This is a genomic window from Methylobacterium terricola (genome assembly GCF_006151805.1).
Taxonomy (GTDB): domain Bacteria; phylum Pseudomonadota; class Alphaproteobacteria; order Rhizobiales; family Beijerinckiaceae; genus Methylobacterium; species Methylobacterium terricola.
Window position 1 is genome coordinate 249534 of sequence record NZ_VDDA01000002.1, and the last position, 14304, is coordinate 263837.

General features: G+C 70.7%; 15 protein-coding genes. 7 read left to right on the forward strand and 8 right to left on the reverse strand.

Annotation, left to right across the window (positions count from 1 at the left end):
- The first annotated feature begins 53 nt into the window (after nucleotides 1–53).
- The 4 genes from FF100_RS05455 (at nucleotide 54) to FF100_RS05470 (ending at nucleotide 4179) form a co-directional block, all read left to right on the forward strand.
- Nucleotides 54–1763 (forward strand): PTS fructose transporter subunit IIC, encoded by a 1710-nt coding sequence (locus tag FF100_RS05455; protein ID WP_139034554.1) that lies wholly within the window; start codon nucleotides 54–56, stop codon nucleotides 1761–1763.
- Nucleotides 1764–1871: 108 nt separating this feature from the next.
- Nucleotides 1872–2645, forward strand: a complete 774-nt coding sequence (locus FF100_RS05460; RefSeq protein ID WP_246101930.1) for a LuxR family transcriptional regulator — start codon at nucleotides 1872–1874, stop codon at nucleotides 2643–2645.
- A 118-nt stretch (nucleotides 2646–2763) separates the two neighbouring features.
- On the forward strand, nucleotides 2764–3222 hold the full coding sequence (locus FF100_RS05465; protein WP_139034555.1) for a hypothetical protein: 459 nt from the start codon (nucleotides 2764–2766) through the stop codon (nucleotides 3220–3222).
- A 294-nt stretch (nucleotides 3223–3516) separates the two neighbouring features.
- Complete coding sequence (locus FF100_RS05470; protein WP_171070058.1) at nucleotides 3517–4179, forward strand: acyl-homoserine-lactone synthase; 663 nt, start codon at nucleotides 3517–3519, stop codon at nucleotides 4177–4179.
- Between the two features lie 9 nt (nucleotides 4180–4188).
- Here FF100_RS05470 and FF100_RS05475 read toward each other — a convergent pair whose 3' ends face one another.
- The 6 genes from FF100_RS05475 to FF100_RS05500 form a co-directional block, all read right to left on the reverse strand.
- Nucleotides 4189–4854, reverse strand: coding sequence for a LuxR C-terminal-related transcriptional regulator (locus FF100_RS05475; protein WP_139034900.1), 666 nt, complete (start codon nucleotides 4852–4854; stop codon nucleotides 4189–4191).
- A 188-nt stretch (nucleotides 4855–5042) separates the two neighbouring features.
- A complete protein-coding gene (locus FF100_RS05480; RefSeq protein WP_139034557.1) occupies nucleotides 5043–5312 on the reverse strand; it encodes a hypothetical protein in 270 nt (89 codons plus the stop codon).
- 34 nt (nucleotides 5313–5346) lie between these two features.
- On the reverse strand, nucleotides 5347–5544 hold the full coding sequence (locus FF100_RS05485) for a hypothetical protein (protein ID WP_139034558.1): 198 nt from the start codon (nucleotides 5542–5544) through the stop codon (nucleotides 5347–5349).
- A gap of 254 nt (nucleotides 5545–5798) precedes the next feature.
- Nucleotides 5799–6251, reverse strand: coding sequence for a secondary thiamine-phosphate synthase enzyme YjbQ (locus tag FF100_RS05490; RefSeq protein ID WP_139034559.1), 453 nt, complete (start codon nucleotides 6249–6251; stop codon nucleotides 5799–5801).
- A complete protein-coding gene (locus FF100_RS05495; protein ID WP_139034560.1) occupies nucleotides 6248–7945 on the reverse strand; it encodes a cisplatin damage response ATP-dependent DNA ligase in 1698 nt (565 codons plus the stop codon). The genes FF100_RS05490 and FF100_RS05495 overlap by 4 nt, the downstream gene beginning before the upstream one ends.
- Complete coding sequence (locus FF100_RS05500) at nucleotides 7942–9021, reverse strand: ligase-associated DNA damage response exonuclease (RefSeq protein WP_139034561.1); 1080 nt, start codon at nucleotides 9019–9021, stop codon at nucleotides 7942–7944. The genes FF100_RS05495 and FF100_RS05500 overlap by 4 nt, the downstream gene beginning before the upstream one ends.
- Before the next feature lie 95 nt (nucleotides 9022–9116).
- Between FF100_RS05500 and FF100_RS05505 the strand changes: the two genes are divergently transcribed.
- Nucleotides 9117–10028: a class I SAM-dependent DNA methyltransferase gene (locus FF100_RS05505; protein ID WP_139034562.1), complete on the forward strand. Its 912-nt coding sequence runs from the start codon at nucleotides 9117–9119 to the stop codon at nucleotides 10026–10028.
- Between the two features lie 124 nt (nucleotides 10029–10152).
- Here FF100_RS05505 and FF100_RS05510 read toward each other — a convergent pair whose 3' ends face one another.
- Together FF100_RS05510 and FF100_RS05515 are read right to left on the reverse strand one after the other, a co-directional pair.
- On the reverse strand, nucleotides 10153–10398 hold the full coding sequence (locus FF100_RS05510) for a hypothetical protein (RefSeq protein WP_139034563.1): 246 nt from the start codon (nucleotides 10396–10398) through the stop codon (nucleotides 10153–10155).
- A 527-nt stretch (nucleotides 10399–10925) separates the two neighbouring features.
- Nucleotides 10926–12128 carry a pyridoxal phosphate-dependent aminotransferase gene (locus FF100_RS05515; protein WP_139034564.1) on the reverse strand — a complete coding sequence of 401 codons (1203 nt, stop codon included), beginning with the start codon at nucleotides 12126–12128 and terminating at the stop codon, nucleotides 10926–10928.
- A gap of 238 nt (nucleotides 12129–12366) precedes the next feature.
- Here FF100_RS05515 and FF100_RS05520 point away from each other — a divergent pair, with 238 nt between their 5' ends.
- On the forward strand, nucleotides 12367–13524 hold the full coding sequence (locus FF100_RS05520) for a helix-turn-helix transcriptional regulator (protein ID WP_139034565.1): 1158 nt from the start codon (nucleotides 12367–12369) through the stop codon (nucleotides 13522–13524).
- Nucleotides 13525–13630: 106 nt separating this feature from the next.
- A complete protein-coding gene (locus FF100_RS05525; RefSeq protein WP_139034566.1) occupies nucleotides 13631–14299 on the forward strand; it encodes a hypothetical protein in 669 nt (222 codons plus the stop codon).
- Nucleotides 14300–14304 lie beyond the last annotated feature (5 nt).

The following is a 14304-nucleotide window of genomic DNA, read 5'->3' on the forward strand; positions in this document are numbered from 1 at the left end:
CCTTCAACGACGATGAAGCCCGCCACCACAACACACCCGAGGAGGAGCACCCCATGACCCATCTGGTAGCCGTCGTCGGGGGCGGCGATCTCAGCACCCATGCGGTGCTGGCCGCCGAGGCCCTGCGCCGGGCGGCGGGGCGGCGCAACCAGCGCCTCGACGTCGAGTTGCGCGGCCGCGGCGCGACCGGCGCCCCGTTGAGCGAGAGCGCGATCCGCGACGCCGACGCGGTGCTCCTCGTCGGCAACGGCGATCTCGGCGAGGGCCGGTTCGGGGCCTTGCGCCGGGCCAAGGCCGCGATCGACGACGTGCTCACCGACGTCGAGGGCGTGATCGACCGGGCGCTCGCCGGCGCCGCCCCGGCGCCGGGCGCGCCCGCGCAAGGTCCGAAGCGCATCGTCGCCATCACCTCCTGCCCGACCGGCATCGCCCATACCTTCATGGCGGCGGAAGGGATCCAGGCGGCGGCGCAAGGCCTCGGCCACGCGGTCCGGGTCGAGACCCAAGGCTCGGTCGGCGCCCGCGACGCCCTGACGCCCGAGGAGATCGCGGCGGCCGACATCGTGCTGATCGCCGCCGATACCGGCGTCGATCGCGGGCGGTTCGCGGGCAAGCGGGTCTACGCCACCACCACCAAGGCGGCGATCCGCGACGGCAAGGGCCTGATCGCCACCGCCCTCAAGGACGCCGAGCTGCAGGGCGCCGCCGCCGCCGAATCCGGCCCCGCCCGCCCGGCCGCCGCCGAGAAGAAGGCCGGCGCCTACAAGCACCTGATGACCGGCGTGTCGTTCATGCTGCCCTTCGTGGTGGCGGGCGGCCTGCTGATCGCGCTCGCCTTCGCCTTCGGGGGCATCGACGCGATGTCGCCGGAGAACAAGGGCACTCTCGGCTTCGCGCTCGGCGAGATCGGCGCCAAGGCGGCCTTCGCGCTGATCGTGCCGGCGCTCGCCGGCTACATCGCCTATTCCATCGCCGACCGGCCCGGCATCGCGCCCGGCATGATCGGCGGGATGCTGGCGGCGAACCTCAATGCCGGCTTCCTCGGCGGCATCGTGGCGGGCTTCATCGCCGGCTACACCGTGTCGTTCCTCAGCCGCTCGATCCGCCTGCCGAAGAACCTCGAGGGCCTGAAGCCCGTCCTGATCCTGCCGCTGCTCGGCACCCTGGTGACCGGCCTCCTGATGGTCTACGTCATCGGCGTGCCGGTGGCGGCCCTGCTTGCGGCGCTGACCGGCTGGCTCAAGGGCATGCAGGGCGCGAGCGCCCTGGTGCTCGGCCTGATCCTCGGCGCCATGATGGCGGTCGACATGGGCGGACCGATCAACAAGGCGGCCTATGCTTCCTCGGCAGCGCTGATCTCGTCGGGCATCTACACCCCGATGGCCGCGGTGATGCTCGCCGGCATGACCCCGCCGCTCGGCATCGCCCTCGCCACCCGGCTGTTCCCCGGCCGCTTCACCGCCCAGGAGCGCGAGGCCGGCACCGCCGCGGCGGTGCTGGGCGCGGCCTTCATCACCGAGGGCGCCATCCCCTTCGCGGCGGCCGACCCCTTGCGGGTGATCCCGGCCCTCGTCGCCGGCTCGGCGGCGGCGGGCGCGATCTCGATGACCCTCGGGGTCGCGCTCCGGGTGCCCCATGGCGGCCTGTTCGTCCTGCCGATCCCGAACGCCATCACCCCGGTCCTCGGCGCGGTGGTCGCCCTCGTGGTCGGCACCGTGATCACCGCCGTGCTGGTCGGCGTGTTCAAGAAGCGGACGGCGTGACCTGCCGCGTCCGCCGCCGGCGATCCGGGGCGCGTCTCACCCCTGGATCGTCGCCGGCGCCCCTCTTTCCTGATAGACGTTGGCCGCGAGCCGCGATCGTGCGGGTCGTTGCTTGACTTCCTGAAGGACGGGCGACGCTGCATCATGGCGGTGATCGGGCAGGTCACGCTGGATCTGGTTCAGGCGGTGAAGGCCGCTCGGAGCATCGCCGAGATCACGGCCCTCCTCACCCGCGCCGGCGGCATCTTCGGCTACGAGCGCTTCGCCATCGCCGGCGTGCCCCAGAGCGCCGCCGAGAACCTGCCCGACCGGCTGCTGCTGATGCACTGGCCGGAGGACTGGGCCGCCCGCTACGTCGAGCGTGGCTACGTCCAGCACGATCCGGTGATGGCGCATGTCCGGCGCACCACCACGCCGTTCCTGTGGTCGGAGGTCCGTGTCGACCGCGACGCGGCTTTGGCCCGGCGGATCATGGGCGAGGCCCCGGCCTTCGGCCTCGGCGACGGCTTCTGCGTCCCGATCCACGACATCGACGGCACCGAGAGCGCCGCCTCGTTCGGCGCCCCGCGGATCGACCTGTCGGACGAGGCCCGGGCCGGGCTCCATCTGCTGGCGATCTACGCCCACCTCGCCTCGCGTAGCCTCGGCCCCGCCGTGCCGACCCGGCCCACCCGCCAGGGCGGGCCTGCGCGCTGCACCCGGCGCGAGATCGAGTGCATCAAGTGGGCCGCCGCCGGCAAGACCGGCTGGGAGACCTCCGAGATCCTGTCCCTGTCGCAGCGCACGGTCGAGGATTACCTGCGCAACGCCGCCCGCAAGCTCGGCGCGGTCAACCGGGTCCAGCTCGTCGCCCAGGCGATGCGCGAGGGGCTGATCGATTAGACCGGCGCCTCCTCCTTTCGCGGCGACCCAGGATCGGACATGGTCAGGGCGGCGAGGACGCGCCCGGGTTCGACGAACGATGGAAGATGCCGGCCCCCCGAGAGACCTGATCGCGCTCATGTGCGAACACGCGATCCTCGAGGCGATGCTCCACCTTCGCGCCGTCAAGGTCGAACCCCGCACGGACGTGCCGAGCGGCTATCTCATCGACGGCGGCGCGATCCGGATCGAGACGCGGCGGGAGATCGACCCGTCCCGGAGCCTCTGCCGGATCGATGCGGCAGGACGGTGCTATCGCGTGCCCTATCGAACGCGGTTCGTCGAGGAGCGAGGATATACCGATATCCGGTTCACCCTCGACGATCTCGTGGCGGCCTATGAGGCGTCGATCCCCGCTTCCGAGGCGGTGCGCGACGAGCTCGACCGCTTCCTCGATGACGGCCTGCCCGCCATTTTCCTCGCCGCCATGGTGCAGGAGGCCCATGGGCCGCGGATGAGCGGTGGCGCGCTCGCGACGGTCGCCGTCGACGTCGATGGGGTCCGCCCGGGGACGGGCCTCTGGCTCGAGGACACGTGAGCCCGACCCTGCGGTGGCGTGCGACGCCGCGCTTCGGCAGGGTCACGGTGACCGCTCCCTGTCCTCCCCCCGCTCCGGGCCAGGGATGCCGGATCTCGGAAAAACACCTCAAATTACATCATCCGCGAAAATCGATCGCGGAACAGGCATGATGTGCTCCGAGAATCTCGTGGTTCCGGGCCCTCGTGAAGGGGCCGAGTGCGCGGGCAGGCCTGCTGTCGTCCCGTAAATTTACGGTCTATCTCATTCTAGGTTCAAGGATCAAGAAGGGCGCCACAGTAAGGAGCCCTGATCTTGATCACGATCATCGATCGCAAGAACTGCCGCGAGAACGCGGAGCTTCTCGACAGGATATATTGCTTCCGCCATCGCCTGTTCGTCGAGACGATGCGGTGGGAGGCCTGCCGCAAGCCGGACGGGCGCGAGCGCGACCAGTTCGACGGGCCGGACTGCATCCATGTCGCCGGGATCGACGACGGCGAGGTGGTGTCCTACTCGCGCCTGCTGCCGACGACCCGGCCGCATCTCCAGACCCACGTCTACCCGCAGCTCATGCAAGGCGCGACGGCGCCGAGCGGCCCGCGCCTCTTCGAGTGGACCCGCTGCGGCGCCGCGCCCTGGCGGCGCGCCTCGGCCACCGCGAAGGATCCCGTCGCCGGGCGCCAGTTCGTGGCGGTGGCGGAACTGACCGGGCTGATGGGCCTCGACGGCTACCTGATCCAGGCCCACCCGATCATGATCACCCATCTGTCGACGCTCGGCTGGGACATCGAGCCCCTGGCGCTGCCGATGATGTATGACGGCCACCCTCTGGTGCCGTTCCTCGCCCGCTGGACCCCGGCGACCGCCGACACCACCCGGGCAGTGTTTGGGCTCGGCGGCACGCCCTACGACGTACCCCGCGGCCTCGGGTGGGGGATCGAGGACGAGCGTCGCCCTGGCCTGTCCCTGTCCTGACGCGGGCCCCTACTCCACCCCGGCCGGAGGCTTCAGCGTCGCGCCGATGCGCGAGGACACGATCACGGCCTGCGTGCGGCTCTCGACGCCGAGCTTCTGGAGGATCGCCGAGACATGGGCCTTCACGGTCGCCTCCGAGACCCCGAGCTCGTAGGCGATCTGCTTGTTGAGCAGGCCTTCGGAGAGCATCATCAGCACCCGCACCTGCTGCGGCGTCAGGGTGGCGAGGCGGCGCATCAGGTCCGCCGTCTCCTTGTCCTCGGAGGCATTGAGCTCGATGTCGGGGGGCGACCAGTTGCCGCCGGCGAGCACCTGGCCGATCGCCTCGCCGATGCGGTCGACCTCGAGGGATTTGGGGATGAAGCCGGCGGCGCCGAAATCGAGGGCACGGCGGATCACCACCGGGTCCTCGTTGGCCGAGACGATCACCACGGGGATCGCCGGGTGCTGGGCCCGCAGGTAGATCAGCCCGGAGAAGCCCTGCACGCCCGGCATCGTCAGGTCGAGGAGCACGAGGTCGATCTCGGGCTCGGAATCGAGGATCGTGGTCAGCGGTTCGAGCCCGCTCGCCTCGATGATCCGGGCGCCGGGCATGATCGCCGTCACGGCGCCGCGCAGGGCACCGCGAAAGAGCGGGTGGTCGTCCGCGACGACGATGGTGGTCTCGGAACCCAACGCACTCCCCACCACGGCACCCGCGCTCCTCCGCGCTTCTCGGCCTACTTCTTTTGTCTCTATATCTTTTTTTGGCGGGGTTGAAACAGGAGCCTGTGCGTTCTCCACGCAGGCCCGGGGCCGGGCAGAATGCGGAAGGCCGGGTCGCCTCCCGATCGGGCGCCGCGCACCGGCAGTCGCGTCTATCGCTAGTCGAGCGCGCCGGTCACCGCAGCCGCCACGGGCTCGACGTATCCCCGCGCGACCAGTTCCGGCTGCGGAGCGGACCGCCGCGCGGCCGGGACCGGCTGCGGCGTGGTCGTCAGCTCCGCCCAGGGGCGCATGCCTCCGGTGTCGCGCGCCATCTCCCGCATGATCGGCGGGAAGACCGTGACGGCGGATGAACGATCCTGCGCATTGGCCTGCGTGACGCCGAGGGCGACCAGGGAAAGTGCAAAATATTTCACAAATACTTTCATTGCGACCTCCGTCCAATTGACGAGTTCGCATCAATCAATCATACCCTTTGTTGCAGTGCAATACATAATATTCTGTATGGTGTGGCAGCGCACAATCGGCGATCCGATGGGCGCTGCCCATTGAATTGACATGGTGCTCGGCGGCGTGATCGCCCGTTGATCCAATCTCGTATTTGAGACTGCCAATAGAACAGATGTTTTTTATTTGTGTATTGATGCGTGGATCGGGCATGCCGATCCCATGATATCGTCAGCGGTGAGGAACGATGACATGCGGCGCCACGACCGTTGCCACGCGCAACAGAGCGCAAGCGCGGCCGATACGAGATCCGACGGGCGTGTCCCGGCCGCGTAGGCCGGAGGGTCGTTCGAGGCCGAGACGCGCGCCGGACGAGGCGCAGGTCTCCCCTCCTGCGAGGGCCATCGGCCTGACGCCACGGCCAGATTGATCTCGCCCTTCCGCATCGGCGGCCCCGCGCCGCCCGCTCAGGCCCCGACGAGATGCAGCACGATCTCGCGCCGGTGCGGCCGGTCGCGATGCTCGATCAGGTAGATCCCCTGCCAGGTGCCGAGCGCCAGCCGCCCCTCGACCAGCGGGATCGTCATCGCCGCGTCGGTGAGCAGCGTGCGGATATGGGCCGGCATGTCGTCCGGTCCCTCGATGCCGTGGACGTATGGTTCGTCCCGCGGCGCCAGCCGGTCGAGGGCGGTCATCAGGTCGGTGCGCACATCCGGATCGGCATTCTCCTGGATCGTCAGCGAGGCCGAGGTGTGGCGGCAGAACAAGGTCAGCAGGCCGTGGTGCAGTCCCGCCTCGCGCACGAAGGCGGCGGCCTCACGGGTGATCTCGGTGAAGCCGGGACCCCGCGTCTCGACCACGAGGCGACCGGTCACCTGACGGGTGACGGCGCTCTCGGCGAGCCTCTCGACGCGTCTCATTCGGCGATCTCCCGTCCGGGGTGAACCTCTTTCTCGCCGCGGGCCAGGATCCGCTCCAGCACGTCGATCCGGTCGGCCTCGGCCGTCGGCTTGTCCCAGCGGATGCGGCTGACGCGGGGAAACCGCATCGCCACGCCCGATTTGTGCCGGGTCGAGCGCTGCACGCCCTCGAAGGCGATCTCCAGCACCAGCCCCTTGGCGACCCCGTACTCGACCTCCCGTACCGGGCCGAAGCGCTTGGTGGTGTGATTGCGGACGTAGCGGTCGAGCTTGCCCAGCTCCTCGTCGGTGAAGCCGTGATAGGCCTTGCCCACCGGCACCAGCTCCTCGGCGCCGTCGGGCGCCTCGCGCCAGACGCCGAACGTGTAGTCGGAATAGAACGACGAGCGCTTCCCGTGGCCGCGCTGGGCGTACATCATCACGGCGTCGACGAGGTAGGGCTCGCGCTTCCACTTCCACCACGGGCCCTTCGGCCGGCCGGGCTGGTAGGGGCTGGTGAGCCGCTTCAGCATCACGCCCTCGATCGCGTCGGCGTCCGGCCCGGCGCCGACCGAGGCCGGATCGGCCCGGGCGGCGGCGAGGGCGTGCCAATCCGCGAACGGCACCAGCGGCGAGAGGTCGATGCGGGCGTGGTCGAGACCGGCGACGAAGGTCTCGAGCCGCGCCCGGCGCTCGCCGAACGGCAGCGGCCGCAGATCGTCGCCGCCCTCGGCCAGAAGGTCGTAGGCGCGGACATGGGCCGGGAAGTCCTGGAGCAGCTTCGGCGTCACGGCCTTCCGGTTCAGGCGCTGCTGCAGCACGTTGAAGCTCTGCACCCGCGCCTCGCGCAGGATCAGCAGCTCGCCGTCGAGGGCCCCCGCGAAGGTGATCGCCTCCGCGAGGTCCGGGAACGCGCCGGTGATATCCTCGCCGGTGCGCGAGTAGATCTTCTGCACCTGCTTGCCGTCGCGGTCGCGGCCGCCGGCGAGCTGGACCCGGATGCCGTCCCACTTCCACTCGGCCGAGAACGCGTCGGCGTCGAGCTTGTCGAGATCCGCCTCCTCCTCGATCGGGTGCGACAGCATGGGGGGCCGGAACGGCGCCGGGTTGATCGATTCCGGTGGTCCCGCCCGGCCCTCGACCCAGGCGAACAGCTCCCGGTAGGGGGCGGCAAGCCCGTGCCAGACCTCCTCGACGGCGTCGGCCTCGTGCCCGCCGAGGCTCGCCACCGCGGTCTTGGCGAGGCGCGCCGACACGCCGACCCGCAATTCCCCGGTGATCAGCTTGAGCAGCGCCCAGCGCCCGGTCTCGTCGAGGGCATCGAGCCAGGCGGCGAGCCGCGCCGGCAGCTCGCCCTTGCCGATGGTGCCCAGAGCCTCCACCACCTCCGACAGGGTCGGCACCGGCGGGTTGTTGTGGCCGGGTCCCGGCGTCGTGCCGTCGGGCTTCGGCCAGATCAGGGCGGTCGCCTCGGCGAGGTCGCCGACATAGTTGTGCGACATCCGGAACAGCACCGGATCGACCCGCTCCTCGACGAGGCCGCGGATCAGCCCGGGCTTGGCCTCGCGGAAGCTGAGCGAGCCGGTCATGGCGGCGAGCGCGTAGCCGCGGTCAGGGTCGGGGGTATGGCGGAAGAAGTCCTGGAGCAGGCGCAGCTTGGCGTTGCGGCGCGGCTCGTAGGCGAGGCGGTCGAGGAGATGGGCGAAGTCGTTCACGCGGCGCTCTCCGCGGCGGGGGGGCCGGCGGTGGATGTCCCGGCGGGCTCCTGCGGCTCGGGCTCCGCCTCGCCCTCGTCGCCGTAGCCCAGCATGTGCAAGGGCTTGGCCTTGATCCCTTGCGTGCCGCACCAGTGGACCAGGGCGTCCTCCTGGCCGTGGGTGACCCAGACCTCGGCTGCGCCGGTGTCCCGGATGGTGCGGCAGAGGTCGTCCCAGTCCGAATGGTCGGAGACGATCAGCGGCAGCTCGACCCCCTTCTGGCGGGCCCGGGCCCGCACCTGCATCCAGCCCGAGGCGAAGCTGGTGACTGGGTCGGGGAACTTGCGCGACCACAGATCCTGGATCGCCGAAGGCGGGCAGATGACGATTCGGCCGCCGAGCTTCGGCCGCTCCGCCGCCACGACCTTGATCGTCTCGCCGAGCGGAATGCCCTCGCGGCGATAGAGGTCGGTCAGCTTCTCCATCGCGCCGTGCAGGTAGATCGGATCGGAAAACCCCTCTTCCCGCAGCAGCGCCATCACCCGTTGCGCCTTGCCGAGGGCGTAGGCGCCGACGATGTGGGTGCGCTCGGGGAACAGCCGCACCGAGTCGAGCAGCTTGCGCACCTCGTCCCGCGCGACCGGGTGGCGGAAGACCGGCAGGCCGAAGGTCGCCTCGGTGATGAACACGTCGCAGGGCACGACCTCGAAGCCGAGGCAGGTCGGGTCGCGGGCGCGCTTGTAGTCGCCGGAATTGACGATCCGGCAGCCGCCCTGCTCGATCGCAACCTGCGCCGAGCCGAGGACGTGGCCGGCCGGGTGGAACCGCACCGTGACGCCGCCCATCCGGATCGCCTCGCCGAGCCGCGCCTCCTGGCGGGTCCGGCAGAACTCCTCGCCGTAGCGCACCGCCATGATGCGCAGGGTCTCCGGCGTCGCCAGCACCGCGCCGTGCCCGGCCCGGGCATGGTCGGCATGGCCGTGGGTGATGAGCGCGCGCGGCACCGGGCGGACCGGATCGATGTGAAAGTCGCCCGGCGGGCAGTACAGCCCCTCGCGGGTCAGGGTGAGCAGATCGGTCGGGCGCGGCGCCATTGATCCTCGTCGGAGGATTGCAGCCTCTCGACGGAGGCGGGCCTGCGTATATAGGCGGTCCTTTCCGTCCGTCCCCTCCCCCGGAACCGCCCGCGATGCCCGTCCGCTCCTCCGGCGACCTTCTCGCCGACCGCCGCTACGCCTGGGCCGAGGCGGCTCTGGCCGAGGGCGATGCGGGCGCCGCCGCCGACCTCGCCGCCCAGGTGCTGGAGCTCGCTCCCGGCTACGGGCCGGCCTGGCTGCTCCTCGGCCGCGCCCGCGCCGCCGATTCAGGCACGCGCGGACAGGCGGCCGAGGCCTTCCGGGCGGCGCTCGCCCTCGACCCGGACGATGCCCTCGGCGCCGGCCTGCACCTCGCGGAACTCGGCGAGGCGCCCGCGGCGGCGATCTCGCCGGCCTATGTGCGGGCCCTGTTCGACGGCTATGCCGGCCGCTTCGAGCGCCACCTGGTGGAGGGGTTGGGCTATTGCGGCCCGGCGCTGATCCGCGACGCCCTGGTGCGCGTGGCGGGCGCGGAGGCCCGGTTCGGCCCCGCCCTCGATCTCGGCTGCGGCACCGGCCTGATGGCCCGGGCGCTCGACGGCCTCGTCGGCCCTCTCGTCGGCATCGACCTCTCCCCCGGCATGCTGGCCGAGGCGCGCCGCACCGGCCTCTACGCCCGGCTGCACGAGGGCGACCTGCGGACCGCGCTGACCGGCGAGCCGCCGGACAGCGCCGGTCTCGCGGTGGCGGCCGACGTGTTCATCTACCTGCGCGAGATTGGCCCGGTGCTGCGGGAGGTGGCCCGGGTGCTGGCGCCCGGCGGCCTGTTCGCCTTCACGGTGCAGGGCCATCCGGGCGAGCGCGGCGTCGTGCTGGGGGCGGATGGGCGCTACGCCCACGGCATCGCGAGCGTGCGGGCGGACGCGGCGGCGGCGGGATTCGCGGTCGCGCTGCTGGAGCCGGCGGAGATCCGGCGGCAGAACGGCGTCGGCGTGCCGGGGTGGCTGGTGGTGCTGGCGCGGTGAGCGGCCGGCGACCGCCTCGACGGTTCGTCCGATCCCCTCCGCGTCGTTCCGGGCTCCGCGGCGCGACCTCGGAACGACGATGGAGGATGTCAGCTCCGACGGCGAGCGGGCTGGTCCGCCCCCGTCAATGCCGCCGCCCCTCCCCCGAGGCCTCCGACATCAGCCGGCCGAGGCCGCGCTGGTCGAGGCGGGCCGGCGCCGCCGTGGTCTTGCGGGGCGCGAGGGCGCCGGTGGTGGGGGGATCCATCGCCGCCGCCAGGGCCGGGCTCGGCGCCCGGTCCTTCTCGCGCAGGGCGATCCAGTTCGCGGCCGTGGTCAGGGCGGCGATGGCGATGATGACTTTGATTCCACCGGTGAGGAGGCGCCACATGACTGGTCGGGACCCGCGAGCTCGGTTCAGGGCCGTCGATCCGACCCGCGCCGCCAGTCTTGGGCCACAATGCTTAACGGGCGGCCCCCGAAGCTTAAGCCCATCCCGTCCCACAACGGGAGGCGACGGGTTATGTCGAGCAGCCTAAGTCTGGTCGCCTGCGAAGTTCTGGTGGGCCATGCGCCAGGATCGCGGTTCCTGTTCCCCGAACCCGTGACGCTCCTGCGACTGCTCGGCCCACTGAGCCTCACAGGAATGGGTTGCAGAGAACTGGTCCGCCCCACCCCGTCGTCGCCGACCTCTTTGCCGCACAGCCCGGATGGGTTCCGGAAGCCTCCGGACGCGCCGGCATCGAGGACGGTCCGTGTAAGCCAGACCGGGGCGGCGGGGCAACCGGAATGCGGCGCCGCCGCTTGCGTCTAAACGCGCCGGGCCCGCGAGCTTGACCGGAGCATGAAAAAACCCGGCGGGCGCGGGGCCCGCCGGGTCGAATCACGTCGCGTCCGCCCTCGCGGACCAGCCTCGACTCAGCGCAGCGAGCCGCAGAAGCGCTGGATGCGGTGGCAGGCCTCTTCCAGGAGCTGGTTCGAGGTCGCGTAGGAGATGCGCAGGTTGGGGCCGAGGCCGAAGGCCGAACCATGCACCGAGGCGACGCCCTCGGCCATCAGCAGCTCGGTGACGAAGTCCTCGTCGGTCTCGATCACCTTGCCCGACTCGGCGCGCTTGCCGATCAGCTCGGCGCAGGACGGGTAGACGTAGAACGCGCCCTCCGGCGTCGGGCAGCGCAGGCCGTTGGTCTGGTTCAGCATCGACACGACGAGGTCGCGCCGGGTCTGGAACGCGGCCCGGAACTCGGCGAGGTGGTCCTGCGGCCCGTCGAGGGCGGCGACCGCGGCCCATTGCGAGATCGTGGCGGCGCCGGAGGTCTGCTGGCCCTGGACGAAGTCCATCGCCTTGATCAGCGCCTCGGGGCCGGCGGCGTAGCCGATGCGCCAGCCGGTCATGGCGTAGGACTTCGAGACGCCGTTCATGGTCAGCGTCCGGTCGTAGAGCGCCGGCTCGACCTGGGCCGGGGTCACGAAGGTGAAGTCGCCGTAGACCAGGTGCTCGTACATGTCGTCGGTGAGCACCCAGACATGGGGGTGGCGCACCAGCACGTCGGTCAGCGCCTTCATCTCGGCGTGGCTGTAGGCGGCGCCCGACGGGTTCGACGGCGAGTTGAGGATCACCCACTTGGTCTTCGGGGTGATGGCGCGCTCCAGCTCCTCGGGCTGGAGCTTGAAGTTCGTCTCCATCGTGGTGTCGGCGAAGACCGGGGTGCCGCCGCACAGGCCGACCATCTCCGGGTAGGACACCCAGTAGGGCCGCGGGATCACCACCTCGTCGCCCGGGTTCAGGGTGGCCAGGAGCGCGTTGTAGATCACCTGCTTGCCACCGGTGCCGACGATGGTCTGGCTCGGCTTGTAGTCGAGGCCGTTCTCGCGCTTGAACTTCTTGGCGATCGCCTCGCGCAGCGGCACGATGCCGGAGACCGGCGGGTACTTGGTCTCGCCGCGGCGGATCGCTTCGACCGCCGCCTGCTTGATGTGCTCGGGCGTGTCGAAGTCCGGCTCGCCGACCGACAGGCTGATGACGTCGCGCCCCTGGGCCTTCAGGTCCCGCGCCTTTTGGGTCATCACGATGGTGGCGGAGGGTTTCACGCGCGAGAGGGCGTCGGCCAGAAAGCCCATGATGTCGACTCCAGATTGCTTGAAAAACATCCGCCGGGGCCGGAGGTTGGCCCCGTGCCGGGCGAGCCGGACCCTAATGGCGCCTGCCGCATGGGGCAAGCTTGCCGGCGCAACGAAGCGGTCGTCGATGCGACGACCGGATGAGCGGAGATCGACCCCGGCGGAGCCCAGCCATGGCGCAGCCGGTCTCACCATGACGTGTTGAAACAGCGGCCGGCCAGCGCAGGGAGCGAAACGGATGGCGGGTTTCGGCGATAGGGACTTCGTGCAGGCCGCGAGCGAGGATATCGGCCGGCTCGTCGATCAGGCCGCCTTCGATCCCAACCTGTGGCACGAGGTGGTCGCCGAACTCGGCCGCCGCATTCCCGGCACCAAGCCCGCCTTGCAGGTCTTCGACACCACGGCCGAGCGCGGGATCCCGATGCTCCATTGGGGCTGGGAGACCGGAAGCATCGACGCCTATGCCCGCCATTACGGGACCATCAACCCGTGGACGCCCGTCGTTCTGCAAACGCCGGCCCTCGTCAGCATGTATTCCGAGATTCTGTTGCCGGCCTCGTCGTTCCGCGACACCGAGTTCTACACCGACTGGCTCCGCCACGTCGGCGAGGCGGAGGCATCGAGCGGCATCAAGCTTCTCGACGGCGACGGCCGCCTTGCGGTCGTGACAATCCAGCACGGCCTCGCCCGGGCCGACCGGACCCATGCGCGGCTCGGCCCGCTTCTCGACCGGCTCGGACCGCGCATGCGTCGTGCCCTGGAGGCGAACCGTGTCCGCTTCCCGACCGCGAAGGTGCCTGCCACGGCGCGCGCGCTACTGGCCGATCTCGCCGACCCGGCCTTCGTCGTCACCGGCGACCTGCATCTCATCGAGGCGAGTGGCCCGGGGCAGGCGATGCTGGCCGCCGGCGACCTGATCCGCGTCGGCGCGCGCAACCGCCTGCACTTTCCCCATGCCCGCCTCGGCCGGGCATTCGCGGCGGAGACCGCCCTCGCCTGCGCGGGATCGGAGACGCTGACCGGCGACGCCTCGGTGGCACTGGCGCAGGAGCGCATCAGGATCGTTGCCCTCAGCCTCAGGACCGATCTCACCGGGCAGCCCGGCCTGGCGCCGCTGTTCAGCCCGAACCGTCTGGCGTTGGTCATCCTGCGCCGGGCAGCGTCGGGCCAGGCCCGGGCGGAACACAGCCTGAGCGGCCGCTTCGGCCTCTCGCCGGCGGAGACGCGGCTGGCGCTCCTGATGGATGGGTCGGTGTCCTTGGTCGAGGCCGCCCGGATCCTCGGCATCGGCCACGAGACCGCCCGGACGCAGATCAGGCAGGTCTTCGCGAAGCTCGGCCTGTCACGGCAATCGGAGCTGGCCGTGTTCGTCCAGCGGCTGAAGGGGCAGGTCTGACGCTCGCCCGGCTCGGCGCGAACTTTCGCGACGATCACCCGATCGGGTGAAAGGCGATGACGTCGCAGCCTTAGCGTCATTCGGGCGGATGCGGCGCATCCGACCCATGATCGACGGGGAGGCGAGACCGACCATGATATGCAGCACCGGCAGGCTCGCCGATCCGGCGGGTGGCAGCCCGGCCCCTCTGCGCCAAGCCCTGCACGAATGCGCCGAATACCCGCATGTCCGCGTCGTGCGCGACTTCGCGGTGCTTCGCCGAATAGGGCATCTGCGCCATGAGCAATACGTCCAGGGGCAGGGCAAGCCGTACCGGTCCGACATCCTGGAGCGGGACTGCCTCGTGGAGATCGCCGACTTCTCGGCGGTGAACATCTACGCCGCCGATGCGTCGGGCCTGACCGCGGCGATGCGCATCGGCCTGCTGGAGGACCGGCACCAGCCGCAAGGTACGAGCCTGCGCGAGGCCGCCGCCGCGGCCGGCATCGACCCGGCTCTCACCCTGGTCTGCTCGCGGCTGGTTCGCCCGGCGACGCAGCGCGGACGCCACGTCGCCGATCTCGTCCGCTTCGTCCGCCTGCGCACCGTGACGGGCGGGTACCGCTACTGCGTCATGCAGACCGCGGAACGGCTGGTGCCGTTCTTCCGACGCTTCGAGTTTCAGGAGACCGGTTGCTGGTCCGATGATGGCCCCGGTGGTCGCCTTCAGGTCATGATTCTCGACACGCGGATGCAACCTGTTCTGGGACGGACAATCCATCATGACGCCGCTTGAGCCGA

What these genes read in the sequence shown, in the direction of transcription:
- FF100_RS05455 (WP_139034554.1), top strand. Translation starts at nt 54, where the DNA reads ATGACCCATCTGGTAGCCGTCGTCGGGGGCGGCGATCTCAGCACCCAT.
- FF100_RS05465 (WP_139034555.1), top strand. Translation starts at nt 2,764, where the DNA reads ATGTGCGAACACGCGATCCTCGAGGCGATGCTCCACCTTCGCGCCGTC.
- FF100_RS05480 (WP_139034557.1), bottom strand. Translation starts at nt 5,312, where the DNA reads ATGAAAGTATTTGTGAAATATTTTGCACTTTCCCTGGTCGCCCTCGGC.
- FF100_RS05485 (WP_139034558.1), bottom strand. Translation starts at nt 5,544, where the DNA reads ATGCCCGATCCACGCATCAATACACAAATAAAAAACATCTGTTCTATT.
- FF100_RS05490 (WP_139034559.1), bottom strand. Translation starts at nt 6,251, where the DNA reads ATGAGACGCGTCGAGAGGCTCGCCGAGAGCGCCGTCACCCGTCAGGTG.
- FF100_RS05500 (WP_139034561.1), bottom strand. Translation starts at nt 9,021, where the DNA reads ATGGCGCCGCGCCCGACCGATCTGCTCACCCTGACCCGCGAGGGGCTG.
- FF100_RS05505 (WP_139034562.1), top strand. Translation starts at nt 9,117, where the DNA reads ATGCCCGTCCGCTCCTCCGGCGACCTTCTCGCCGACCGCCGCTACGCC.
- FF100_RS05510 (WP_139034563.1), bottom strand. Translation starts at nt 10,398, where the DNA reads ATGTGGCGCCTCCTCACCGGTGGAATCAAAGTCATCATCGCCATCGCC.
- FF100_RS05515 (WP_139034564.1), bottom strand. Translation starts at nt 12,128, where the DNA reads ATGGGCTTTCTGGCCGACGCCCTCTCGCGCGTGAAACCCTCCGCCACC.
- FF100_RS05520 (WP_139034565.1), top strand. Translation starts at nt 12,367, where the DNA reads ATGGCGGGTTTCGGCGATAGGGACTTCGTGCAGGCCGCGAGCGAGGAT.
- FF100_RS05525 (WP_139034566.1), top strand. Translation starts at nt 13,631, where the DNA reads ATGATCGACGGGGAGGCGAGACCGACCATGATATGCAGCACCGGCAGG.